Raw genomic sequence first — 22367 nt, forward strand, 5'->3', positions numbered from 1 at the left:
CGCAGGCCAACGGGGGGACGCCGAGTGGGGGTTCTGGAGGACATCAAGAGAAAGACGCGCGAGACCGAGCAAGCCGTAAGGCAGCGGATGCGGGATCTCAGCCACGACGCGCGCGAGCTAGAGGCTCTCGGCTACGAAGTGGTGAAGCGGGCCATCCGGACAGGGGAGGACGTCGTGGCCAGGACACCGACGGAGGTTCGACAGCTGGGCTTGGCCGCGGTCAAGGGACAGCTGCCGCAAGCCCTTGCCGGAATGGCGGTGAAGAAGGTCGCGGCGGCCGCTCCGGCTCCGAGGAAAGCGACGGCCCCGCCGGCATCGAAGGCCGTCGTCAGGAAGACGCCGGCGAAGAGCGCGGCTGGCGAGCACGCCAGGGCGGCGGTCAGCGGGGCCGTGGACGAGTTCACCCTCGGCGCGGCGGACCGCGTCCTGTCGGCCGGCGAGGCGCTGCTGGACGGGGGCGTGCAGGGGTTTGGCGACCGCTACTCGGCGGAGATGCGCGAGAGGCGCGCCGAGGACTCCTACGACAGCGCGCACTACGGAGTTGCTCGGACGACCGGCCGCGCCGTCGGCTTCGTCGGAGGCCTCGCGGCGACGGGCGGCGTGGCGTCTGCGGGCCGGGTGGCCCTGTCTCGTCTTCCGCAGGCTGCGAAACTGATCACCGCGGTTGAGAAGGCGCCCCGGCTGAAGGTCGGCGTCGATCCGCGCGGGCTCGGGCGGCTGGCCGCAGGCGCCGGCGCCGCCGGAGGGGTGACGGCGCAGGTCGTGGAGGACGTGGCGACCGGGCGGCCGAGCTCTCCCGGGCAATATGGCGCCGCCGCGGTGGGCGGCGCCACAGGCGGGCTGGCGACCCTGCGCTACGGGCCGATGCACGGCGGCGCAATCGGCGGCGCGAGCGAGGCCGTCGCGAGCGATATCGCTGCAGGCCGCGCGCCGTCGGCCGAGCGGGCGATCGGCGCGGCCCATGGCGGCGCCCTGCTCGGCAAGGCTGGGGATGTGCTCGGCACCTACGGAACGGCTTCGTTGCCCAGGCGCCTTAAGGGCGAGGTCGGGGAGGCGCTTTCGTACGGCAAGACGCTAGCGAGGGGGAAGAAGCCGAACGTGAGCAAGGATAAGGTAGACGTCGGGGGCCGAAAGTTCAGCAAACCCGACCAGAAGATCGGCGACGACTACCTTGAAGCGAAGATGGGACCGTACGCCGACCTCACGCGCAATCAGCGCCTCCTGCAGGCCAAGCTCAAGCGCGAGGGCAAGGAGCTCCTCATCGACGCCTGGCAGTTCCGGGACGTCGGCAGGGCGGCGGGCGTCCTTGCCTCGCCGTTCGGCGGCGGCTGGGGGAGCGAGGAGACGACGCGGTGGCCAGAAAGGTGAAGCGGAAGGGGCCGACCAAGCGGGTGCGGCTCGCCGCCGCGCTGCGCGAGGCCATGGGCCCGGTGATGCGCGCGCATGGCTTCGATCATCCGCCGAAGTCGAACGGTGGCTACAGCAGTTTATACCCGCGCGCCGACCAGTGGTATCGCTGGGTCGGCGACGAACGCCAGGTCGTCGAGGTCGATTGGGCTGAACATAGCCAACCGAAGTTCCTGATCCGCTGGTGGGACGACAGCAAGCTCCTGGAGAGCGGGCACATGCCGACGTTCCTTCTCGAGGTCCCGGGAGGCCGGTTTGTAAGGCCCCTCGGCATCGGGGCTTTCGGCGGCCTGTGGCCGATCTCCTTCACTGTGCGCAAGGCGATGGAGCGCCTTCAAGACCTGCTGGCCTACTGGGATACGGGCGCCACGTCGCCCCACCTGGGCCTCGACCATCCTTTCCGGCAACCCTTTCCCTTCAAAGAGTGGGAGCCTGAGCTGCCGAGGCCGGGGGTCGGGGCTAAGCCTTAGGGGCCGTTGCCTCCGTCAGTCGCAGGCGCTGGCCGCGTCCGACGCCGCGGTGTCGCGCAGGAGCTTGTCGAGGAGGGCGAAGTCGATGGTCTCGGGCCTGCGGTAGCGGATGCAGCTCTTGCCGGCGTCCAGGCCCTTCAGGGCCTCGGCGTTGAGGGCGTGCACGCGCGGCGGGACGTAGAGCGCGACGTACTGCTTCTGGCTGTTGAAGGCGAAGGTGACCTCGTCGCCGCGGGAATAGCTCGGCATGCCGTAGCGCATGGCCTCCGTGAAGCCGGGCAGGTTCTTCAGCGCGCTTTCGCGGATCCTCGCCAGGACCGGCGCGCGGGCCGGATCGGCTTCGGCGAGCCAGGCCTCGACGCTGGCGGCGGCCGACTGGGCCATCGGTCTCCCTCCCCTAGTCGATCCCGAGGCGGCCGCGGTAGGTCTCGTGGACCAGGTCGTGCCACTCCGGGTGCTTGGTGATGTAGGCGGCCATGAAGGGGCAGAGCGGGATCACCTTCAGTCCCTCGCGGCGGGCGTAACCGAGGGCGGCCTTCGCCAGCGCCGAGCCCACGCCGCGGCCCTCGAAGGCGTCCGGCACCACCGTGTGCGGCAGTATGATGCCGTGGTCGACGAGGCGGTACTCGGCGAAGGCGGTCTCCCCGTCCAGCTCGACCTCGAAGCGGCGGGTCTCCTCGTTCATGACGACGTCGAGGGTCTCGGACATGGGGGCGCTCCTTACTGGGGCGGCCATTGTTGACCCCGGAGCCGGCCTGAGCCAAGCTCCGCCTGCACGCCAACGCCAGCGAAGGAGGATGCGATGTCGACGCCCATTGTTCCCGCAGCCCTTCGCCGCGCCCGCGTGCAGACCGCCTAGGAGGCGGCCCCTCCTCCTAATGGACGGGATCCCTGCGCGCGGCGCCTGACGCTGCGCATTCGCAAGGATTCCGACATTGATCGAACATTACGGCTGGAGCGACACGCTCCGGCAGGACTTCCAACCGTTCGCGGCCCAGGGCTTCGCGCCCGGCCGCGTCATCGTCCAGCAACGCGACCTCTATCGCCTCGTCACCGAGGCGGGCGAGCTGGAGGGCCGGCTGTCCGGCCGCTTCCGGCTGGACGCCGAGGCCGGCGGCCATCCGGTGGCCGGCGACTGGGTGGCCGCCGACCTGCGCCCGCAGGAGGGCCAGGCGACCATCCGCGCGCTCATGCCCCGGTCCACCGCCTTCGTCCGCTGGGCCTCCGGGCCGGTCGGCGGGCGCCAGGTGGTGGCGGCGAACGTCGACGTGGCCTTACTCGCCGCCTCCCTGAACGCCGACCTCAGCCTGCGACGGCTCGAGCGCTACCTCGCCACAGCCTACGAGAGCGGGGCCGAGCCGGTGATCGTGCTGACCAAGGCCGACGCCTGCGAGGACGTCGCAGGCGCCGTGGCCGAGGTGGAGGCGATCGCCTTCGGCGTGCCCGTGCTGGCGGTCTCGGCGGTCACCGGCGAGGGGCTGGCGGCGGTGGCGGCGCATCTCGCGCCGGGCCGCACGGCGGTGGTGCTGGGCTCGTCCGGGGTGGGCAAGTCCACGCTCGTGAACGCGCTGGCCGGCGCCGAGCTGATGTCCACCCAGGGCATCATCGAGGAGGGCGCGCGGGGGCGGCACACGACGACCCACCGCGAACTCGTGCGGCTGCCGTCCGGCGGGCTGATCCTCGACACGCCCGGGATGCGGGAGCTGGGGCTGTGGGACGCCGAGGCCGGGCTCTCGGCGACCTTCGCCGACGTGGAGGGGCTGGCGGCCGGCTGCCGGTTCTCCGACTGCCGGCACGAGGCGGAACCGGGCTGCGCGGTGCAGGCGGCGGTGGCGACGGGAGCGCTCGATCCCGAGCGGCTGCGGAGCTGGCGCAAGCTGCAGCGCGAGCTCGCCTACGAGCGGCGCCGCGAGGACCCGCTGGCCCGCGAGGCCGAGCGCAAACTGTGGATGGGCCGGCACAAGTCCGCCAAGGCGCACATGAAGGCCAAGCGGGACTTCGGGGCGTGAAGCGGCTGCAGAGAAAAAGGCCCGGGATCGCTCCCGGGCCTTGGTCTGAATCCCGGCTTTCGCCGGCTAAGCCCCGTCGCGGCTCAGTTGCGGGCGGTGTCCACCAGCTTGTTCTTGGTGATCCAGGGCATCATGGCCCGCAGGCGGGCGCCGACTTCCTCGATGGGATGCTCGGCGGCGCGGCGGCGGGTGGCCTTGAAGCTCGGCTGGCCGGCGGCGTTCTCCACCATCCAGTCGCGGACGAAGCGGCCCGACTGGATGTCCTCCAGCACGCGCTTCATCTCGGCCTTGGTCTCGGCGGTCACGATGCGGGGGCCGGTCACGTACTCCCCGTACTCCGCGGTGTTGGAGATCGAGTAGTTCATGTTGGCGATGCCGCCCTCGTAGATCAGGTCGACGATCAGCTTCACCTCGTGGAGGCACTCGAAATAGGCCATCTCCGGGGCGTAGCCGGCTTCCACCAGGGTCTCGAAGCCGGCGCGGATCAGCTCCACCAGGCCGCCGCAGAGGACGGACTGCTCGCCGAACAGGTCGGTCTCGCACTCCTCGCGGAAGTTGGTCTCGATGACGCCCGAACGGCCGCCGCCGATGGCCGAGGCGTAGGCCAGGCCCAGGTCCATCGCGCCGCCGGTGGCGTCGTGGTGGATGGCGATCAGGCAGGGCACGCCGCCGCCCTTCTGGTACTCGCCGCGCACCGTGTGGCCGGGGCCCTTCGGCGCGACCATCAGCACGTCGACGGTCGACTTCGGCTCGATGAGGCCGAAGTGGACGTTGAGGCCGTGGGCGAACATCAGGGCCGCGCCGTCGCGGATGTGCGGGGCGATCTCGTCCTTGTAGATGCCGGCCTGCAGCTCGTCGGGGGCGAGGATCATGATCGCGTCCGCCCAGGCGGCGGCCTCGGCCACGCTCATCACCTTCAGGCCGTCGGCCTCCACCTTCTTGGCGGTGGCCGAGCCGGGGCGCAGCGCCACGGCGACGTTCTTCACGCCGGAATCGGTGAGGTTGAGCGCGTGCGCGCGGCCCTGCGAGCCATAGCCTACGATGGCGATCTTCTTGTCCAGGATGCGGGAAAGGTCGGCGTCGCGGTCATAGTAGACGCGCATGATTGTTCTCCTGAACAGGTATGAAGTCGCCCTGCCGCGCAACGCAGGTGCAGCAAAGCCGGCGCTTTCCAGCCGTTTTTTGCCGAAAGGTCAAGGGAAGCCCGTCCCATTGCGGTGCGTCACAGCGCGAGTCGGGCCGTTCGCATGTGCTGGACGCAGGCCCCGAGGTCCGCTGCGGCCCTCGCGCTCGTCGCCGAAGCTTGGCAAAGCAGGGACATGATCGAGGTCACGCCATCCATCTCGCTGACCGACGACGAGGTCGTCTGGAAGGCGGTGCGCGCGTCGGGGCCGGGCGGACAGCACGTGAACAAGACCTCCACGGCCGTGGAGCTGCGCTTCGACGTGCGCGGCTCGCCGTCCCTGCCCGAGCCGGTGCGGGCGAGGCTCTACCGGCTGGCGGGAAGCCGGCTGAACCAGGAGGGCGTGCTGGTGCTGGTCGCCCAGGCGCGGCGCTCGCAGGAACTGAACCGGCAGGAGGCGGTGAACCGGCTCCTGGAGCTGATCCGCAAGGCCGCCGAGCCGCCGCCCCCGCCGCGCAAGAAGACCAAGCCCACCTACGCCTCGAAGCTGAAGCGGCTGGAGGGCAAGTCCCGGCGCGGCGGCGTGAAGGCGATGCGGGGCCGGCCACGCGGGGACGATTGAGGCCTTCCCTCCCCTTCATGGGGCGGGCCGATGCGGCGCAGGCGCGGGGTGGGAAGCGTGGATCAGGCGCCGACGCCAGCGCTGGACCGCGACATCCCCACCCGTCCGACGCTCCGCGCCGTCCACCCTGCCCATGAACGTGGGGGAAAGGCCGCTGCCCTCTGGCCTCATTCGGCCGCAATGGCGTATAGGCTTGGAACCGATGTCGAAGCTTAGCCTGCTCACCGCCGCCGCCCTTTCCACCCTCGCCGTCGCCGCGTGCGCGCCGACCCTGGGACCGCCGCCTCCGGGCCGGGGACCGATGGCCGGGCCGCCGACCTTCCGCGCCGCCGATTTCGCCTGGTCGCAGGCGCCCGGCCGCAACGGGGTGGCGGGCCGCGTCGCCTATCGCCGTGGCCCGACGCGGTTCACCTGCGCCGGCGCGGGCGTGGTGCTGACGCCGGAGACGCCGTGGTCGCGGGCCCGGATGGCCGCCCTCTACGGTTCCACCGAGCGCGCGGTCCTGCCGACCGAAGAGGTGCGGGCCCGCACGGCCGAGGCGCCGCCCGGCGACGCCGGTCCGTTCGTCAAGCGCGCCACCTGCGACAGCGCCGACCGGTTCAGCTTCGGCGGCCTGCCCGACGGCGCCTGGTACGTGATCACCACCGCGCGCCCGGCCGGCCGGCCCGAGGCCGACAGCGTGGCCCTGATGCGCCGAGTGACGACGCGCGGCGGGCGCACGGTCAGCGTCGAGCTCTAAGCTTCACACTCGGAACCGAACGCCGTTTCCCGAGCGTTTGCAGACCCTTGAGGGATGCACCGAGGAGAAACGGTATGCGCAAGCTGATGAGCGCAGCGGTCGCAGGCCTCGCCATGGCGGGCGGCGCGGCTGTGACGGCGTCGACGGCCGAGGCCCAGCCCTACGGCTACTACGGCCCCCCCGCCTACCAGGGCGGCTACAGCCAGCCCTACTACGGCGGCTACGGCACCCGGCCCTATTACGGCGGCTACAACCAGCCCTACTACAGCCAGCCCTACGCCGCCGGCGACCCGCTGACGGCGGGCATGGCCGCGCTGGGCGCGGCGCTGGGGCTCAATACCCAGAGCGGCTACGGCGGCTACGGCTACGGCGTGCCGGTGGACCGCTACGGGCCCGACCCGAACGGCATGATCGGCCCCGACGGGCGCCGCATCAAATGCAAGCTGAAGCGGAGCTACGACAGCTACTACCGGACCTATGTGACCCGGCGCGAGTGCCGGACGCGGTAAGGACCGGCCTCCCCCACGGCGGCAGCCGTGGGGGAGTGACGCCGCTCCCGCGGCGTCAGTGCACCTTGGCGCGGCCGATGGCGAGGCCGTCGCCGGTGGAGGAGACCTCGATCACCTGGCCGTCCTCCAGCTCGCCGGCGAGCAGCTTGCGGGCGATGGGGTCGACCAGTTCCTTCTGGATGACGCGCTTGAGTGGGCGCGCCCCGTAGACCGGGTCGTAGCCGCGCTCGGCCAGCCAGTGCAGGGCGGTGGCGTCGAGGTCGATGGCCATGCGGCGGTCGGCCAGGAGCTGTTCCACGCGCTTCAGCTGGATGCGGACGATGTTGTCCATCTCCGCGCGGCCCAGCCGCTTGAAGAGGATGATCTCGTCGATCCGGTTCAGGAACTCGGGCCGGAAGTGCCGGCGCACCACGTCCATGACCATCGGCCGGGCGGTGTCGACGTCGTCGCCCTCGGCGAGGTTGGCGAGATACTCCGAGCCCATGTTCGAGGTCATGATGATCAGGGTGTTGCGGAAGTCGACCGTGCGGCCCTGGCCGTCGGTCAGGCGACCGTCGTCCAGCACCTGCAGCAGGACGTTGAACACGTCCGGGTGGGCCTTCTCCACCTCGTCGAACAGCACGACCTGGTAGGGCCGGCGCCGCACGCTCTCGGTGAGCGCCCCGCCCTCGTCGTAGCCGACGTAGCCGGGAGGGGCGCCGATCATCCGGCTGACCGAGTGCTTCTCCATGTATTCGCTCATGTCGAGGCGGGTGATCGCCGCCTCGTCGTCGAACAGGAACTCGGCCAGCGCCTTGGTGAGCTCGGTCTTGCCGACGCCGGTGGGGCCGAGGAACAGGAACGAGCCGATCGGCCGGTTCGGGTCCTTCAGGCCGGCGCGCGCCCGGCGCACGGCGTCGGAGACGGCGACCAGGGCCTCCTCCTGGCCGACCACCCGCTCGCGCAGGGCGTCCTCCATGGAGAGCAGCTTCTCGCGCTCGCCCTCGAGCATCTTCTCGACCGGCACGCCGGTCCAGCGGGAGACGACGGCGGCGATCTGCTCGGCGTCGACGACCTCGGGCGTCATGGCGTCCTGGCCGCCCTCGGCGGCCTCGGCCTCGGCGAGCCGCTTCTCGAGCGCCGGGATCTCACCGTAGGCGATCTCGGAGGCGCGCTGCAGGTCGCCGCCGCGCTGGGCATTGACCAGCTCGGCGCGCAGGCGGTCGAGCGCCTCGCGGGCCTGAGCGGCGGCGCCGACCTTCTCCTTCTCGGCGCGCCAGCGGGCGGTCATCTCGGCGCTCTCGGATTCCAGGCCGCGCAGCTCCTCCTCGAGCTTCTCCAGCCGGGCCTTCGAAGCAGCGTCGGTCTCGCGCGTCAGGGCCTCGCGCTCGATCTTCAGCTGCACGACGCGGCGGTCGATCTCGTCCAGCTCCTCCGGCTTGGAGTCGACGGCCATGCGCACGCGGCTGGCGGCCTCGTCGACGAGGTCGATGGCCTTGTCCGGCAGGAAGCGGTCGGTGATGTAGCGGTTGGACAGGGTGGCGGCCGCGACGATGGCGCTGTCGGAGATGCGCACGCCGTGGTGCACCTCGTACTTTTCCTTCAGGCCGCGCAGGATGGAGACGGTGTCCTCCACCGTGGGCTCGCCGACGAACACCGACTGGAACCGGCGGGCCAGGGCCGCGTCCTTCTCCACATGCTTGCGGTACTCGTCGAGGGTCGTCGCGCCAACGCAGTGCAGCTCGCCGCGGGCGAGGGCGGGCTTGAGCAGGTTTGAGGCGTCCATGGCGCCCTCTGTCTTCCCGGCGCCGACGAGGGTGTGCATCTCGTCGATGAACAGGATGATCGAGCCCTCGGCGGCGGTGACCTCGTTGAGCACGGCCTTCAGCCGCTCCTCGAACTCGCCGCGGTACTTCGCGCCGGCGATCAGCGAGCCCATGTCGAGGGCCAGCAGCTTCTTGTCCTTCAGGCTCTCGGGCACGTCGCCGTTGACGATGCGGAGCGCCAGGCCCTCGACGATGGCGGTCTTGCCCACGCCGGGCTCGCCGATCAGCACGGGGTTGTTCTTGGTGCGGCGCGACAGGACCTGGATGGTCCGGCGGATCTCCTCGTCGCGGCCGATGACGGGATCGAGCTTGCCGTCGCGGGCCGCCTGGGTGAGGTCGCGGGCGTAGCGCTTCAGCGCGTCGTAGCCCTCCTCAGCCGAGGCGGAATCCGCAGTCTTGCCCTTGCGCAGGTCGCCGGCGGCCCGCTCGAGGCTCTTGGTGTCGACGCCGGCGGATTTCAGCGCGGCCGCCGCCTCGCCGCCTTCCTTGGCGATAGCGATCAGCAGCCGTTCGGTCGTGACGAAAGCGTCGCCGGCCTTCTTGGCGCCGTCCTCGGCGTCGGCGAAGACGCGGGCGGTGTCGGGCTTGAGGTAGAGCTGGCCGGAACCGCCCTCCACCTTGGGCAGCTTGCCGAGCTGGGCGTCGATGGCCTTGTCGGCCTCGTCTGGCCGGCCGCCGGCGCTCTGGATCAGGGCCCGGGAAAGCCCGTCCTTCTCCTCCAGCAGCACCTTCAGGAGGTGCTCCGGGGCGAGCTGCTGGTGGCGGCGGGCGAGCGCCAGGCTCTGGGCCGACTGGATCGCCTGCTTGGCGCGGTCGGAATAGACGTCGATGTTCATCAGGTCCCCTCGTAGGCGGATCGGCGGGGGCCGCCTTGATAAAGCGCAGCCCCGGCCTCACCCGATGTAGTGTGGCCCAAAGGTCACACAAGCCCAAACGACCGGCAAATCACATCGGCGGGTTGTGCTTCTCCAGGAAGGTGACGACCGCGTTCAGCATCCCGACCCGGGTCTCGCCGCGTGTCAGCCAGTGGTCCTCGCTGGACTGGACGACGAGCTCCACGGGCTTGCCGGCGGCGCGCAGCGCCTCGGCCATGGAGCGGCTCTGGTCGAGCGGGACGACGGTGTCGTCGCGGCCGTGCACCAGCAGGACCGGGATCTCGGCCCTGGCGGCATGCAGGGCGGGCGAGAGTTCGGCCAGGACCGGGTCGCCCAGGTCCTCGGCCCCCATGAAACGGGTCCAGTAGCGGAGGCTCATCGAACCGCTCTGGTTCCGGGAATAGGCGATCAGCTTCCGGAGGTCCGAGACGCCGGCCACGGAGGCCGCGCAGCGGTAGACGCCGCGGTCGTGGGTGGCCCCCGCGAGGGCCGCGTAGCCTCCGTAGCTGGCCCCCACGATGCACACCCGCCGGGGATCGACGACGCCCTGGGCGGCGAGGTGGCGGACGCCGTCGGAGAGGTCGGTCTGCATCTTGCGGCCCCACTGGCCGAAGCCGGCCTCCAGCAGGCCGCGGCCCAGGCCGTCGGAGCCGCGGAAGTTCACCTGCAGCACGGCGTAGCCGCGCGAGGCGAGCGCCTGGGCCCACCAGTCGAAGCCGGGCTCGTCGCGGCTCGCCGGACCGCCATGCGGCAGCACCACCAGCGGCAAGCCCTTCGCCTCGCGGCCCCGCGGCAGGGTGACGTAGCCGGTGAGGTCCAGCCCGTCGGCGGCCTTGAAGCGGAGGGCCTGCTTGGGGGCGATGTCCTCCGGCATCAGGTCGTTGTAGACCGCGCCCAGCCAGGTGGCCTTCTTCGTGCCCACGTCGACGAGGGCGTAGGCGGGCCCCTCCTCGGGGGAGTCCACCAGGGCGATGATCTTGCGCCGGTCGGCGGACCAGGAGCTGAACCAGACCTGGGAGCCGGGGAAGGCCGCCGCCGTCGAGCGCCAGGCCCTGGCGTCGCCTTCGTCGAAGAAGGTGTAGCGCACCTCGTCGCCGACCAGGGCGTGGTGGCCGACCATCCGCCCGTCCACCGGATCGCGGATCGTGCCCTGGTCGTCGTGCAGCGGCATGGGCGGACCGACCTCGCCGGTCTCCAGGCTGACCTCGCGCCACACGGCCGCTTCGCCGTCGTGGGTGGCGAAGAGCACGCTCTGGGGCGTGCGGCCGAGGCCGATCACATAGGGCCGGTCCAGCGGGGCGACGGCGCTCTGCACCTCGCGCCAGCCGGCGCCGTTGCGGATCTTCAGGGCCCACTGGCCGGTGCGGCTATCGTAGACCTCATGGGCGACGGCGCGGCCGTCGGACCCCACGATCCAGTCGCGGACGTCGTCGCCGACCTGCTCCACCAGAACGCTGCGGCCGGTGTCCAGGTCGTAGCGGTAGAGGGAGAGCCGGCCGCGGCCGCCGACCAGCTGGACGCCCTGGACGAAGACCGTCGGCTCGCCGCGGTAGGTGCGCACCACGGGGGAGTCGAAGATGAAGTTCAGCGCCTGCTCGGCCCCGCGCATCAGCGGCCGGGGTGTCTGGGTGGCGAGGTCGTAGCTGTAGGCGACCATCCACTCGCGGCGGCCGCCGGAAATGCCGATCGGCGCGCCCGTGGCCGTCGCGACGACGATCACGTGCTTGTCGCCGGCCCATCTCACGTCGCGCACCTTCACCGAGCCCGCGCCCACGCGCATGAGGAACCTGCCGGTGGCCAGCTCCTGCACTGCGACCACCCGCTTCTGGCCGTCGGAAACGATCACCGCCACGGCGTGGCCGCTGGGCGAGATGGCGGCGTCCTCGATGGTCGGCAGCTTGCCGTAGGCCTCCAGCGGGGCCGCCGCCGCCGGCGCGGCGACCAGCGCGGCCAGGACGGCCAGCAGGCTCAGAAGACGGATCATACGCGGGCTCCGGTCGGTCAGGTCGGCGGATTGTGCTTTTCGAGGAAGGCGACGACGGCCTGCAGCATCTGCAGGCGGGTCTCGCCGCGGGTCAGCCAGTGGTCCTCGCCAGCCTGGACGACCAGTTCGTGGGGCTTGCCGGCCTTCTTCAGGGCGTCGGCCATGACCCGGCTCTGCTCCAGGGGGACCACGGTGTCGTCCTTCCCGTGGACCAGCAGGATCGGGATCTCGGCCCGGTGCGCCTGGGCGGCGGGCGACAGCTCGGCCATCACCGGGTCGCCCAGGTCCTCGGCCCCGATGAAGCGCGTCCAGTAGAGCAGAGTGGTCTTGCCGCCGCGGTTGCGGGCGTAGCCGATCTGACGGCGCAGGTCCGAGACGCCGCCGAAGGACGCGGCGCAGCGGTAGACGCCGCGGTCGTGGGTGGCTCCGGCCAGCGCCGCATAGCCGCCGTAGCTGGCGCCCACGATGCACACCCGCTTCGGGTCGACGACGCCCTGGCCGGCGAGGTGGCGGACGCCGTCGGAGAGATCGGTCTGCATCCTGCGGCCCCACTGGCCGTAGCCGGCCTCCAGCAGCGCGCTCCCCAGGCCGTCGGAGCCGCGGAAGTTGACCTGCAGCACGGCGTAGCCGCGCGAGGCGATGGCCTGCGACCACCAGTCGAAGCCAGGATCGTCCCGCCCGGCCGGTCCGCCATGCGGCAGCACCACCAGCGGCAAGCCCCTGGCCTCCCGGCCCCGCGGCAAGGTCAGGTAGCCGGTGAGTTCGAGGCCGTCGGCCGCCTTGAAGCGGATCGGCTGCTTGAGCGCGATGTCCTCAGCCTTGAGCCCCTGGTGGACGGCGCCCAGCCAGGTGGCCTTGCGGCTGGTCAGGTCGACCACGGCGTAGGCGGGGCCCTCGGTGGGGGAGTCCACGAGGACGATGATCTTGCGGCGGTCGGCCGACCAGGACCGCAGGCTGACCCGCGAGTCCGGGAAGGTGGACAGCACCGTGCGCCAGACCGCGGCGTCGGCGGGATCGAAGAACACCCAGCGGTCCTGGTCGCCGACGAGGCCGCCGCGGCCGATCAGCCGGCCGTCCTGCGGATCGCGCAGCGCGCCCTCCGCGTCCAGCACCGGCGTGGTGCGGCCGGGCTCGCCGGTCTTCAGGTCGATCTCCTGCCAGACGGACCGCTCCCCGTCGTGGGTGGCCACGAGCAGGTGCTCCCCGCTGCGGCCCAGTCCGAGGACGTAGGGAGGATCGAGCGGGGCCACGGTCTGCTGGACCTCCCGCCAGCCGCCGCCGTTGCGCAGCTTGATGGACCACCGCCCGCTGGAGCGGTTGTAGAGCTCCTGCGCCACCGGCTGGCCGTCGACGCCGACGATCCAGTCGACCGTGTCGCTGCCGCCCTCCTCCACCAGGTGGCTGGTGACCCGCTCCAGATTGATCCGGAACAGCGAAAGTGCGCCGCGTTCGCCTCTGAACTTCACGCCCTGGACGAAGACGGTCGGCTCTCCGCGGTAGGTCCGCACCACCGGCATGTCGAAGATGGTGTTCATGCCTTCTTCGACGTCCCGGAGGAGGGGACGCGCCTTGCCCTTCTCCAAGTCGTAGGCGTAGGCCAGCATCCACTCCCGACGGCCGCCGAGGAGGCCCGCGGGCGCGGCGGTGGCGCTGACGATGATCAGGACGTTGCGGTCGCCGGCCCACTGGATGGCGCGGACCTTGGCCGGACCGGCCCCGGCCTTCATCAGGTATTCGCCGGTGGTGGCGTCGCGCACCGCGACGATCCGCTGCTCGCCGTCTGTGACGACCAGGGCCACGGCGTGGCCGCTGGGCGAGATGGCGACATCCTCGATGGTCGGCAGCCTGCCGTAGGCCTCCAGCGGCGCAGCGGCGGCCGGACGGATCGCGAACAGCGCCAGCGCGAGAACAGCGCTCAGCAGACGGATCATGCGGCTCCCCCCGGATGCACACGCCAGAGTGGCGCCGCCGGGGCGGTCCGGCAAGCCGGGGCGCGTCAGCCGAGCGGCGCGGCGGGCCTGGTGTAGACGCGGGTGACGTAGCGGACCTGCTCGCCGGCGGTCCAGATGACGTGCTCGATGCCGGTGATCTCGTGGGCGAGGCCGGGATGCGAGCCGGGCAGGTCCAGGGGCTGGATGTGGTCGCCGCGGTTCATCGGCGTGAACGGGTCGTCGCTGTCGACCTTCCACATCAGGTCGGCGGCCCCGCCCTGGCCGTAGAGCTCCAGGCTGTAGGGCTTGAGCTGGTCGGTGTGGAAGCGGCTCGGCATGACGGCCGAACGCGCGATGCGCCCGCCCGTTCAGCGGGCGTTCGCGTAGACCTTCACCACCCGGTAGAGGAACTCGCGGCCCTCGTAGAGCGAGCGCACGCGGATGCGCTCGTTGAGGCCGTGGGCGCCGCCGCCGTCCGGCTCGCCGAACATGCCGGAGAGGCCGTAGGTCGGGATGCCGGCCGCCAGCAGGAAGCGGCCGTCGGTCGCCCCGGTGGCCATGGCCGGCACGAGCGGCACCCCGGGCCACAGCTCGTTCGCCACGCGCTCGGCCGGGCGGGTGATGGCCGGGGTGAGCGGCGGGGCGGGCGAGACCGGGCTGGGCTCGCCCACCGCCGCGATCCGGACGCCGGGGTCGGCGACGACCTGGGTCAGCGCCGCCTGCACCGCGGCGACGCTCTCGCCGGGCAGGATGCGGCAGTTGACGTTGGCCGTGGCCCGCTGCGGCAGGGCGTTGGGCGCATGGCCGGCGTCGACCATGGTCGCCACGCAGGTGGTGCGCATCATGGAGTTGTAGCCGGGGTCGCGGGCGATGCGGGCGATCACCTCGGCCGGCGGCGGGCTGGCCAGGGCCGCGGTCATGTCGGCGCCGAGCTGGCCGTCGACGATCGGCGCCATGCGCTCGAAGTGCAGGCGGGTCGCCTCGTTCAGCCGCACCGGGAAGTCGTAGGCGCCGATCTTCGAGATCGCCGCGGCCAGGCGGTAGATGGCGTTGTCCTTCACCGGCCGGGAGGAGTGGCCGCCGGGGTTCGTCGTCTCGAGCGTGAAGTCCTGGTAGACCTTCTCGCCCGCCTGGATGCCGAGGAAGACCCGCCGGTCGCCGGCCAGGCGCCCGCCCGCGCCCTCGTTCAGCGCGAACTCGGCGGCGAGGGTCTCGGGATGGGTCTTCAGCAGCCAGGAGACGCCATTGAAGGTGTCCGGGGTCTCCTCGCCGCAGGTCAGGGCCAGCTTCAGGGCCCGGCGGGGCCTGAAGCCCTCCCCGCGGTAGCGGATCAGGGCATCGGTGAAGGCCGCGGCCATGGCTTTGTCGTCCGCCGCGCCGCGGGCGTAGAAGTAGCCGTTCTCCTCGACGAGGGTGAACGGGTCGCGCTCCCAGTCCTCGCGCCGCGCCTCGACCACGTCGATGTGGGCGAGCAGCAGGATCGGCTTCAGCTTCGGGTCGGTCCCGGGGAGCACGGCGACGAGGTTGCCGTCCTTGGGCCGTTCGGCGGGGGCGAGCACCCGGACGTCCTTCTCCGGATAGCCGGCGGCCTTCAGGCGGGCGGCCATGCGCTCGGCGGCGAGCGTGCAGGAGCCGGCCGAGAGCGTGGTGTTGGTTTCGATCAGCTCCTTGTAGAGGCCGCGGAACTCGGCCTGGCCGGGGTAGTCCTGGGCGGACGCCGGGGCGGCGGAGAGCGCGCCCGCGACCAGCACGGCGGCGGCGGCAAGGATACGGACCATGCGACACACTCCCCCAGAACGTGGCCGAGAACGTAGCGCTCGGCCCTGGGAAGCGAAAGCATGCACGCTCTGACGGGCGCGGAGAGGACCGCGGGCTAGTTCAGCTCGGTCTTCTTGGGCGGCTCGGGGGGAAGCGGGGCGACCGGGACGCCGTCCTCCACGAGCTCGCGGACCTCCTTCGGCGTGGCCTGGCCGTAGATGCCGCGCTGTTCCGACTTCCCCTCGTGGATGGCGCGGGCCTCACGGGCGAAGGTGTCGCCGACGTCGTCGAAGTTCTCCTCCACATGCCGGCGGATCCGGCCCATGGCCTCCATCATCATCTCGCGCACGGGCGCCGTGGACTCGTCCTGGACCGTGCGCCGCGTCCCCGCGAGCGCCGGGGCCATGATCTGCTTGCGGACCGCCTTCGAGGCGCAGAGCGGGCATTCCAGCAGGCCGCGGGCCTGCTGGTCGTCGTAGTCGGCGGACGAGCCGAACCAGCCTTCGAAGCCGTGGTCGTGCTCGCAGGTGAGCGCGTACTTGATCATCGGAGAGATATAGGGAGTTCGAACTCGCGGGCGTTCTTCAGCGCAGGGATCGCGGCGCGCGCCTTGGCCGGCGCCGCCAGGTCTAGGTCGGCGAGAAGCACGCCGGGCTCGTCGTGGTCAAGATGGCCGAGCACCTCGCCCCAGGGGCCAACGGCGATGGTGTGGCCATAGGTGACCCGCCCGTCCTCGTGGCGGCCGCCCTGGGCGGGGCCCAGCACGAAGCTGCCGGTCTCGATCGCCCGGGCGCGCAGCAGCACCTCCCAGTGGGCCTCGCCCGTGGGGCGGGTGAAGGCGGAGGGGATGGTCATCACCTCCGCCCCGGCCAGGGCGAGCGCGCGATAGAGGGCCGGGAAGCGCAGGTCGTAGCAGACGGTCATGCCCAGCCGGGCCTCGCCCGCCTGGACGGCCACGGCTCGGGCGCCGGGCTCGTAAGCCTCGGACTCGCGGGAGCGCTCGCCGGTGGGAAGGTCCACGTCGAACATGTGCAGCTTGTCGTAGGTGGCGGCGACCCGGCCGTCGGGAGCGATCAGGACCGAGCGGTTGGCCGCCTTGCCGTCCTCACGGCGGACCAGGGCCGAGCCGACGAGGAGCCACACGGAAAGCTCGCGCGCGGCGTCGCGCAGGCCCTGGACGACGGGGTCCTCGTCCAGCGGGCGGAGCTGCGGCAGGAGGACGGCGCGGTCCTTCTGCAGGACGTTGGTCCCCTCCGGCGTGAGGATCAGGCGCGCGCCCTCCCCGGCCGCCTCGCGGACCAACGGTAGGACGTGGGCCAGCGCCGCGGCATGGGTCGCCGGCGTGCGGGTCTGGAGAAGCGCGGCCTTCATGGGGGAGTAGATAGCACGGGTCTGTCCTTCTCCCCTTTGTGGGAGAAGGTGGCAGCCGAAGGCTGACGGATGAGGGGTGGCACGGCGGCTCGCCCGCAAGCATCAAGGACGACAGGCGCGGAGAAACCCCTCATCCGACCTGCTTCGCAGGCCACCTTCTCCCTCAGGGGGAGAAGGGATTCTTCTACGCTGCCTGTTGCAGCAGGGGGTCGAGCTTACCCTCGCGCTCGAGGGCCATCATGTCGTCGCACCCGCCGATGTGCTGCCCGCCGATGAAGATCTGCGGGAAGGTGGCGCGGCCGGAGCGCTGCATCATCTCGGCGCGCTTCTCGGGATCGAAGGCGGCCTCGATCTCGTCGAACTCGACGCCCTTCTTCTCCAGCAGCGAGACCGCGCGGATGCAGTAGGGGCAGTAGGGCTTGGTGTAGATGGTGACTTGGGCCATGGCGCTCTAACAAAACGCGGTCGGGGAAGTTTCATATAGTGAGTCCGCCGCGTTCCTTAACTCGGGCGACGACGGCCAGGTCGACGCGGACCGCACCGGCGGCCTTGAGGGCCCTTGCGCAGCCCTCCGCCGTGGCGCCGGTGGTCATCACGTCGTCGACCAGCAGGATGCGGCGGCCGGCCACCTGGGCCGCGCGGCGGGCGGGCACGTCGAAGGCGCCGGCGACGTTCCGGCGGCGGCCGGAACCGGACTTGCCAGCCTGGGTGTCGGTGGCGCGGCGGCGGACGAGGGCGTCGGGCAGGTAGGGAACGCCGGACAGCGCCGAGAGCGGCCGGGCGATCTCGGCGGCCTGGTTGTAGCGGCGGTGCAGCAGCCGGAACGGGTGCAGCGGGACGGGCGCGATGGCGTCCGCCTCCTCCACCAGCCCACGGGCCGCGCGGCTGAGCCAACGGGCCAGCAGCGGGGCGAGGTCAAGCCGGTCGGCGTGCTTCAGCTTGAGGATCGGATCGCGGGAAACCTCGTCGTAGAGGCAGGCGGCGCGGGCGGCGTCGAAGGCCCGCGGCTTCGCCAGGCAGGCGGCGCAGCGGTCGCCGGTGTCGTACTCGAAGGGGACGCCGCAGCCGTCGCAGACCGGGCCGTCGAGGAAGTGGATGCGGCTCCAGGTGTCCGCGGAGAGCCCGGCGGCCAGCGGCGCGGCGCCGCCGTCCAGCGCCTGCGGCGGGAACAGCAGATCCAGCGCGCCGCGCCAGAGCGCTTTTGCGCGCGGCCCCGGTTTCAATCGGTCCGCGAAGACGCCATCTTCCGCGGCCATGTCCGAGCCCCCCCGCCTTTTCGACCGCGCCCTGCACCGCAAGCGCCTGGACCGCGCCGCCCGCGACTATTCCCAGGCCGACTTCCTCAAGCGCCGGGCCGCTGAGGACGTGGCCGAGCGCCTGGAGGCGATCATGCGGGACTTCCCGTTGGCCGTCGACCTCTCGGCGCGGACGGGCGCGTTCCGCGAGGCGCTGGCCGGGAGCGCGGCGGCGGCGCGGATCGGGACCCTGATCGAGGCCGACCTGTCGCCGGCCATGCTGGGCGGCCGGGCGGGCCCGCGGGTGGCGCTGGACGAGGAGCGCCTGCCGTTCGCCCCGGAAAGCCTGGACCTGGTGGTCTCCACGCTCGGCCTGCACTGGACCAACGACGTGGTCGGCGCGCTGATCCAGGCGCGGATGGCGCTGAAGCCGGACGGCCTGTTCATCGGCGCCTTCCTTGGCGGCGCGACCCTGACCGAGCTGCGCCAGTCGCTGGTGGGCGCCGAGGCCGAGATCCTGGGCGGCGCGGGCAGCCGCGTCTCGCCCTTCGCCGACACCACCGACGCGGCGGGTCTGCTCCAGCGCGCCGGCTTCGCCCTGCCGGTGGCCGACGTGGACCGGGTGAGCGTCACCTACGACCACCCGCTGAAGCTGCTCTACGACCTGCGCCGGATGGGCGAGACCAGCGTGCTGGCCGAGCGGCACCCGAAGAAGCTGACGCGCGCGCTGATGGGGCGGGCGTTCGAGATCTACGCCGAGCGGTTCGCCGGCGGGGACGGCCGCGTGCCGGCCACCTTCGAAATCATCACCCTGACGGGCTGGGCGCCGCACGAGAGCCAGCAGAAGCCCCTGAAGCCCGGGTCGGCGAAGATGCGGCTGGCCGACGCGCTGGGCACGGTGGAGCACCGGGTCCCGGGGGCGCGGTGACGGCAGGCGCGGCAACGTCCCGCTAACCAACAAGCGCGACAACTGGCCACGGCGGCGTTGGCGCAGGTCTCGACCTACGGTGGCGCTTCGGGGGGCTCCCAAAGCCGGGGGTCAGTAAGTGACATCGAACATCCGAGGCTGGGGCGCCGCCCTAACCGCCGCAGCCCTTGCGGGCTGCGCCACCGCGTCCGCGCCGCCGGAGCGGAGCGCCACGGGCGCGGCGCGCGCCGACCGGTCCATCGAGGCCCAGGCCAGCGCCTTCGAGAGCTTCATGCGCCGCGCGGGCGGCATCGACGCGGGCTTCTCCGGCCCGGGCGCCGTGGCCCAGGCGCTGCAGGTGGGCGCCGGCCACGACCCCAAGGAGCTGCAGGCGGGGATGATCGCCTATGCTGCGGTCGCGGCCCTGCAGGAGCCGCGGTTCGTGGATGCGGTGCGCCGGGCCGGCAGGGGCGACCTCGCCCGGCGACTGGCGGCCGATCCGCAGGCCGCGCTGGCCCTGCCGGGCAGCGAGGCGGCCGCGGCGCGGGCCGGCGGGGCGCTGGCCCGCCAGGGCGAGGCGCTCGCCGCCGACGGGCGCAAGGTGAAGCAGGCCTCCTATTCCCTGCAGAAGCACGGCTGGTCGAAGCAGAAGGTCCCCAACGCGCCGGCCAGGCTGGCGAGGGTCAAGGCCATCTCCCAGGCGGGCTACCGGCCGCAGCCGGGCGACCAGGCGCAGCTCTACCGCGCAGTGTCGGAGGGCGGCCGGCGCGGCGGGGCGGCCTCGCCGGTGGTGGCGCGCGGCGTGGCGCTGGCGGCGCTCTCGGTGCTGGGCGAGGAGGCCCGCGGCCGGGCGCTGATGAACGAGCCCCGCAGCGGCATGTGCGTGAGGATGGCCAAGCTCAACCTCTACCAATGCCTGGCGAGCGCCGGGCCGCACTACGAGGACGTCTACTGCCTGGCCACCCACGCCATGCTGGAGCCGGCGGGCTGCGTCACCGACGCGGTGAAGCCGCCGAAGCCCGGCGTGCAGAAGGCGAGCTACTCGCGCTAGTCGCCCAGCAGGTGCAGCACCACCTCGCGGCGGTGGGGGCGGGCGCGGTGCTCGAACAGGTAGAGCCCCTGCCAGGTCCCGAGCGCCAGGCGGCCGCCGAGCAGGGGGACGGAGAGCTGCACGGCCGTGAGGGCCGCGCGCAGGTGGGCGGGCATGTCGTCGGGGCCCTCGTCCTGGTGGCGGTAGGCGGCGCTCTCCGGCGCCAGGCCGGCAAAATAGTCCTCCAGGTCACGGGCGACGTCGGGGTCTGCGTTTTCCTGGATCAGCAGGCTGGCCGAGGTGTGCCGGCAGAAGAGGGTGAGCAGGCCGGTGGTCATCCCCTGCCCGGCCGCCCAGCCGGTGGCCTCGCGGGTGAACTCGTGCAGGCCCTGGCCGCGGGTCTGGAGGACGAGGGTGTGAGCCGCCTGGCGCATCAGACCAGGTCCCGCAGCCAGGCCACCAGCGGGCCGTCGGCCGGCGGCATCGGATAGTCGGCGAGCTTCATGGGCTTCACCCAGGCGATCGCCTTGTGCTCGCGGGCGGTGACCTGGCCCTCCCAGCGGCGGACCAGGTAGAGCGGCATCAAGAGGTGGAAGCCGTCGTAGTCGTGGCTGGCGAAGACGAAGGGCGCGAGGCAGGCGTGGCTGACCCTGATGCCCAGCTCCTCCTCCAGCTCGCGGATCAGGCAGGCCTCGGGCGTCTCGCCCGGCTCCACCTTGCCGCCCGGGAATTCCCAGAGGCCGGCGAGCTGCTTGCCCTCCGGCCGCTGACAGATCAGCACCCGGCCGTCGGAATCGATGAGGGCGGCGGCGGCCACCAGGACCATGGGCTTGTCGCTCATGGGCGGGACTTAGCCTTCCCGCGCCGCCGAGGCGAGAGGCCGCGCGCCTGCGCCATATCGGCCACAGCACACGGAACAATCCTCGAACGCGGGTTGACTTCGCCGTTCGCAGCGCCCATCTGCACCCTGCGCCTACAAGAAGGGCGCTATCGGTGCTCCAGCCGCGTGGGGTCCTCTCCGGACCCAGCCTGTCGAGCGCAGAGAGACTTCTCATAGATCGCCCATCACGCGGGGCGCTTCCCCAACGACCCCGCGCTCTCCGCGACCCTCGGACAATCCGTGCGGCCGCGCTCGGCGCATACGCGAAAGCTATACCTTGACCCAATTCACTGACCTTGGCCTGGCCAAGCCCCTTCTCAAGGCGCTGGCCGACGAAGGCTACACCACGCCCACGCCGATCCAGGCGCAGGCGATCCCCGGCGTGATGGAAGGCCGCGACCTACTGGGCATCGCCCAGACGGGCACCGGCAAGACCGCCGCCTTCGCCCTGCCGATCCTCCACCGGCTGGCCGAGAACCGGAAACCCGCCCCGCGCAAGAGCGCCCGGGTGCTGGTTCTCTCCCCGACCCGCGAACTCGCCACCCAGATCGGCGAGAGCTTCAAGGCCTACGGCAAGCACCTCGGCGTCACCGTCGCGGTGGTGTTCGGCGGCGTGAAGTACGGCGCCCAGATGAAAGCCCTGGCCCCCGGCGTCGACGTGCTCGTCGCCACGCCCGGCCGCCTGATCGACCACATCCAGGAGAAGACCATCTCCCTGGAAGGCGTCGAGACCTTCGTCCTCGACGAGGCCGACCAGATGCTGGACATGGGCTTCATCCTGCCGATCCGGCGGATCGTGAAGTTCCTGCCCCGCCAGCGGCAGAACCTGTTCTTCTCGGCCACCATGCCGAGCGAGATCGAGAAGCTGACCGGCGAGATCCTCAACCCGAACCCGCTGAAGGTGTCGGTGACGCCGGCGGCGACCACGGTCGACCGGGTGAACCAGCGCGTGCTGTTCGTCGAGCAGTCGCGCAAGCGCGCCCTGCTGGCCGAGCTGTTCGACGACGCCGGCTTCAAGCGCGTGATCGTCTTCACCCGCACCAAGCGCGGCGCCGACCGCGTGGCTCGCGGCCTGGAGCAGGTCGGCGTGGAGGCCTCGGCCATCCACGGCGACAAGAGCCAGGGGCAGCGTGAACGCGCGCTGGCCGAGTTCAAGGCCGGCAAGGTCCGCGCCCTGGTGGCCACCGACATCGCCGCGCGCGGCATCGACATCGACGCGGTCAGCCACGTCGTCCAGTACGAGTTGCCGAACGTGCCGGAGTCCTACGTCCACCGGATCGGCCGGACGGCGCGGGCCGGGGCCGACGGCTCGGCCGTGGCCTTCTGCGCCGACGACGAGCGCAACCTGCTGAAGGACATCGAGAAGGTGACCCGCCAGCGGATCCCGTCCTTCGACCGCCGCAACGACCGCCAGCTGGGGGCCGCCACGGCCGCCCTGCCGGAAGTCGCCGGCAAGCCGGAGCGCCCGGACACCCGCGGCCAGGCCCAGCCGCACCGCGGCGGCCACAAGGCCAAGCCGAACCGCAACCACGCGACGGCCAAGCCGGGCCACCGCCACGAGGGCGCCCCGGCGCGTTCGGGCGAGCGTCCGGCCCAGGCCAAGCCGGCCGGCGGCGGGGGCTTCAAGGGCCCGCGTCGCGGCCGCGGCGGCCAGGGCGGCGCCGGCCGCTCCGGCGGCGGCGAGCGCTCGGGCGTCTGGTCGAACCGATAAC

23 protein-coding genes are annotated in these 22367 nt (G+C 71.9%); 9 read left to right on the forward strand and 14 right to left on the reverse strand.

What is annotated here, in order from left to right; genetic code table 11:
* The first annotated feature begins 24 nt into the window (after positions 1–24).
* Positions 25–1368, forward strand: a complete 1344-nt coding sequence (locus tag V7Z97_RS05730; protein WP_334162010.1) for a hypothetical protein — start codon at positions 25–27, stop codon at positions 1366–1368.
* Positions 1353–1877 (forward strand): hypothetical protein, encoded by a 525-nt coding sequence (locus V7Z97_RS05735; protein WP_334162012.1) that lies wholly within the window; start codon positions 1353–1355, stop codon positions 1875–1877. Before V7Z97_RS05730 ends, V7Z97_RS05735 begins: the two co-directional genes overlap by 16 nt.
* Before the next feature lie 15 nt (positions 1878–1892).
* On the opposite strand, the gene V7Z97_RS05740 is transcribed toward V7Z97_RS05735, so the two are convergent.
* Positions 1893–2261: an iron chaperone gene (locus V7Z97_RS05740; RefSeq protein WP_334162013.1), complete on the reverse strand. Its 369-nt coding sequence runs from the start codon at positions 2259–2261 to the stop codon at positions 1893–1895.
* Between the two features lie 13 nt (positions 2262–2274).
* Positions 2275–2586, reverse strand: a complete 312-nt coding sequence (locus V7Z97_RS05745; protein WP_334162014.1) for a GNAT family N-acetyltransferase — start codon at positions 2584–2586, stop codon at positions 2275–2277.
* 226 nt (positions 2587–2812) lie between these two features.
* On the opposite strand from V7Z97_RS05745, the gene rsgA reads away from it, so the two are divergent.
* On the forward strand, positions 2813–3886 hold the full coding sequence (gene rsgA / locus V7Z97_RS05750; RefSeq protein WP_334162015.1) for a ribosome small subunit-dependent GTPase A: 1074 nt from the start codon (positions 2813–2815) through the stop codon (positions 3884–3886).
* 83 nt (positions 3887–3969) lie between these two features.
* Here rsgA and ilvC read toward each other — a convergent pair whose 3' ends face one another.
* The gene (gene ilvC, locus V7Z97_RS05755; protein ID WP_334162018.1) at positions 3970–4989 is read right to left on the reverse strand and encodes a ketol-acid reductoisomerase; all 1020 of its coding nucleotides are present in this window, start codon (positions 4987–4989) and stop codon (positions 3970–3972) included.
* A gap of 216 nt (positions 4990–5205) precedes the next feature.
* On the opposite strand from ilvC, the gene arfB reads away from it, so the two are divergent.
* The 3 genes from arfB to V7Z97_RS05770 all read left to right on the forward strand — a co-directional run bounded on the left by arfB (position 5206) and on the right by V7Z97_RS05770 (position 6879).
* Positions 5206–5631, forward strand: a complete 426-nt coding sequence (arfB, locus tag V7Z97_RS05760; protein WP_334162019.1) for an alternative ribosome rescue aminoacyl-tRNA hydrolase ArfB — start codon at positions 5206–5208, stop codon at positions 5629–5631.
* A gap of 202 nt (positions 5632–5833) precedes the next feature.
* On the forward strand, positions 5834–6370 hold the full coding sequence (locus V7Z97_RS05765; protein WP_334162021.1) for a hypothetical protein: 537 nt from the start codon (positions 5834–5836) through the stop codon (positions 6368–6370).
* A 74-nt stretch (positions 6371–6444) separates the two neighbouring features.
* The gene (locus V7Z97_RS05770; protein WP_334162022.1) at positions 6445–6879 is read left to right on the forward strand and encodes a hypothetical protein; all 435 of its coding nucleotides are present in this window, start codon (positions 6445–6447) and stop codon (positions 6877–6879) included.
* Positions 6880–6934: 55 nt separating this feature from the next.
* Here V7Z97_RS05770 and clpB read toward each other — a convergent pair whose 3' ends face one another.
* From clpB to V7Z97_RS05815, 9 genes are all read right to left on the reverse strand, one after another.
* Entirely contained in the window at positions 6935–9520 is a 2586-nt protein-coding gene (clpB, locus tag V7Z97_RS05775; RefSeq protein ID WP_334162023.1) for an ATP-dependent chaperone ClpB, read from the reverse strand.
* A 109-nt stretch (positions 9521–9629) separates the two neighbouring features.
* The gene (locus V7Z97_RS05780; protein ID WP_334162025.1) at positions 9630–11543 is read right to left on the reverse strand and encodes an alpha/beta hydrolase family protein; all 1914 of its coding nucleotides are present in this window, start codon (positions 11541–11543) and stop codon (positions 9630–9632) included.
* Between the two features lie 17 nt (positions 11544–11560).
* Positions 11561–13474, reverse strand: coding sequence for an alpha/beta hydrolase family protein (locus V7Z97_RS05785; RefSeq protein ID WP_334162027.1), 1914 nt, complete (start codon positions 13472–13474; stop codon positions 11561–11563).
* Positions 13475–13539: 65 nt separating this feature from the next.
* Entirely contained in the window at positions 13540–13812 is a 273-nt protein-coding gene (locus V7Z97_RS05790; RefSeq protein WP_334162028.1) for a hypothetical protein, read from the reverse strand.
* 30 nt (positions 13813–13842) lie between these two features.
* Positions 13843–15252 (reverse strand): M20/M25/M40 family metallo-hydrolase, encoded by a 1410-nt coding sequence (locus V7Z97_RS05795; RefSeq protein WP_334162029.1) that lies wholly within the window; start codon positions 15250–15252, stop codon positions 13843–13845.
* 95 nt (positions 15253–15347) lie between these two features.
* Positions 15348–15779, reverse strand: coding sequence for a DUF1178 family protein (locus tag V7Z97_RS05800; protein ID WP_334162031.1), 432 nt, complete (start codon positions 15777–15779; stop codon positions 15348–15350).
* Positions 15776–16603, reverse strand: coding sequence for a carbon-nitrogen hydrolase family protein (locus V7Z97_RS05805; protein ID WP_334162033.1), 828 nt, complete (start codon positions 16601–16603; stop codon positions 15776–15778). Before V7Z97_RS05805 ends, V7Z97_RS05800 begins: the two co-directional genes overlap by 4 nt.
* A 184-nt stretch (positions 16604–16787) precedes the next feature.
* Positions 16788–17048, reverse strand: a complete 261-nt coding sequence (gene grxC, locus V7Z97_RS05810; protein ID WP_334162034.1) for a glutaredoxin 3 — start codon at positions 17046–17048, stop codon at positions 16788–16790.
* Between the two features lie 31 nt (positions 17049–17079).
* A complete protein-coding gene (locus V7Z97_RS05815) occupies positions 17080–17859 on the reverse strand; it encodes a ComF family protein (RefSeq protein ID WP_334162035.1) in 780 nt (259 codons plus the stop codon).
* Here V7Z97_RS05815 and V7Z97_RS05820 point away from each other — a divergent pair.
* Both V7Z97_RS05820 and V7Z97_RS05825 read left to right on the forward strand, forming a co-directional pair.
* A complete protein-coding gene (locus V7Z97_RS05820) occupies positions 17858–18766 on the forward strand; it encodes a methyltransferase domain-containing protein (RefSeq protein ID WP_334162036.1) in 909 nt (302 codons plus the stop codon). The genes V7Z97_RS05815 and V7Z97_RS05820 overlap by 2 nt on opposite strands.
* A gap of 118 nt (positions 18767–18884) precedes the next feature.
* Positions 18885–19796 carry a hypothetical protein gene (locus tag V7Z97_RS05825; protein WP_334162038.1) on the forward strand — a complete coding sequence of 304 codons (912 nt, stop codon included), beginning with the start codon at positions 18885–18887 and terminating at the stop codon, positions 19794–19796.
* Here V7Z97_RS05825 and V7Z97_RS05830 read toward each other — a convergent pair.
* On the reverse strand, positions 19793–20209 hold the full coding sequence (locus V7Z97_RS05830; RefSeq protein ID WP_334162039.1) for a secondary thiamine-phosphate synthase enzyme YjbQ: 417 nt from the start codon (positions 20207–20209) through the stop codon (positions 19793–19795). The genes V7Z97_RS05825 and V7Z97_RS05830 overlap by 4 nt on opposite strands.
* A complete protein-coding gene (mutT, locus tag V7Z97_RS05835) occupies positions 20209–20616 on the reverse strand; it encodes an 8-oxo-dGTP diphosphatase MutT (RefSeq protein ID WP_334162041.1) in 408 nt (135 codons plus the stop codon). The genes V7Z97_RS05830 and mutT overlap by 1 nt, the downstream gene beginning before the upstream one ends.
* A gap of 316 nt (positions 20617–20932) precedes the next feature.
* On the opposite strand from mutT, the gene V7Z97_RS05840 reads away from it, so the two are divergent.
* Complete coding sequence (locus tag V7Z97_RS05840) at positions 20933–22366, forward strand: DEAD/DEAH box helicase (RefSeq protein ID WP_334162042.1); 1434 nt, start codon at positions 20933–20935, stop codon at positions 22364–22366.
* The last annotated feature ends 1 nt before the right edge of the window (position 22367 follow it).

Source organism: Phenylobacterium sp., from assembly GCF_036821595.1.
Classification (GTDB): domain Bacteria; phylum Pseudomonadota; class Alphaproteobacteria; order Caulobacterales; family Caulobacteraceae; genus Phenylobacterium.

What these genes read in the sequence shown, in the direction of transcription:
- V7Z97_RS05740 (WP_334162013.1), bottom strand. Translation starts at nt 2,261, where the DNA reads ATGGCCCAGTCGGCCGCCGCCAGCGTCGAGGCCTGGCTCGCCGAAGCC.
- V7Z97_RS05745 (WP_334162014.1), bottom strand. Translation starts at nt 2,586, where the DNA reads ATGTCCGAGACCCTCGACGTCGTCATGAACGAGGAGACCCGCCGCTTC.
- ilvC (WP_334162018.1), bottom strand. Translation starts at nt 4,989, where the DNA reads ATGCGCGTCTACTATGACCGCGACGCCGACCTTTCCCGCATCCTGGAC.
- arfB (WP_334162019.1), top strand. Translation starts at nt 5,206, where the DNA reads ATGATCGAGGTCACGCCATCCATCTCGCTGACCGACGACGAGGTCGTC.
- V7Z97_RS05765 (WP_334162021.1), top strand. Translation starts at nt 5,834, where the DNA reads ATGTCGAAGCTTAGCCTGCTCACCGCCGCCGCCCTTTCCACCCTCGCC.
- V7Z97_RS05770 (WP_334162022.1), top strand. Translation starts at nt 6,445, where the DNA reads ATGCGCAAGCTGATGAGCGCAGCGGTCGCAGGCCTCGCCATGGCGGGC.
- clpB (WP_334162023.1), bottom strand. Translation starts at nt 9,520, where the DNA reads ATGAACATCGACGTCTATTCCGACCGCGCCAAGCAGGCGATCCAGTCG.
- V7Z97_RS05780 (WP_334162025.1), bottom strand. Translation starts at nt 11,543, where the DNA reads ATGATCCGTCTTCTGAGCCTGCTGGCCGTCCTGGCCGCGCTGGTCGCC.
- V7Z97_RS05785 (WP_334162027.1), bottom strand. Translation starts at nt 13,474, where the DNA reads ATGATCCGTCTGCTGAGCGCTGTTCTCGCGCTGGCGCTGTTCGCGATC.
- V7Z97_RS05790 (WP_334162028.1), bottom strand. Translation starts at nt 13,812, where the DNA reads ATGCCGAGCCGCTTCCACACCGACCAGCTCAAGCCCTACAGCCTGGAG.
- V7Z97_RS05795 (WP_334162029.1), bottom strand. Translation starts at nt 15,252, where the DNA reads ATGGTCCGTATCCTTGCCGCCGCCGCCGTGCTGGTCGCGGGCGCGCTC.
- V7Z97_RS05800 (WP_334162031.1), bottom strand. Translation starts at nt 15,779, where the DNA reads ATGATCAAGTACGCGCTCACCTGCGAGCACGACCACGGCTTCGAAGGC.
- V7Z97_RS05805 (WP_334162033.1), bottom strand. Translation starts at nt 16,603, where the DNA reads ATGAAGGCCGCGCTTCTCCAGACCCGCACGCCGGCGACCCATGCCGCG.
- grxC (WP_334162034.1), bottom strand. Translation starts at nt 17,048, where the DNA reads ATGGCCCAAGTCACCATCTACACCAAGCCCTACTGCCCCTACTGCATC.
- V7Z97_RS05820 (WP_334162036.1), top strand. Translation starts at nt 17,858, where the DNA reads ATGTCCGAGCCCCCCCGCCTTTTCGACCGCGCCCTGCACCGCAAGCGC.
- V7Z97_RS05815 (WP_334162035.1), bottom strand. Translation starts at nt 17,859, where the DNA reads ATGGCCGCGGAAGATGGCGTCTTCGCGGACCGATTGAAACCGGGGCCG.
- V7Z97_RS05830 (WP_334162039.1), bottom strand. Translation starts at nt 20,209, where the DNA reads ATGCGCCAGGCGGCTCACACCCTCGTCCTCCAGACCCGCGGCCAGGGC.
- mutT (WP_334162041.1), bottom strand. Translation starts at nt 20,616, where the DNA reads ATGAGCGACAAGCCCATGGTCCTGGTGGCCGCCGCCGCCCTCATCGAT.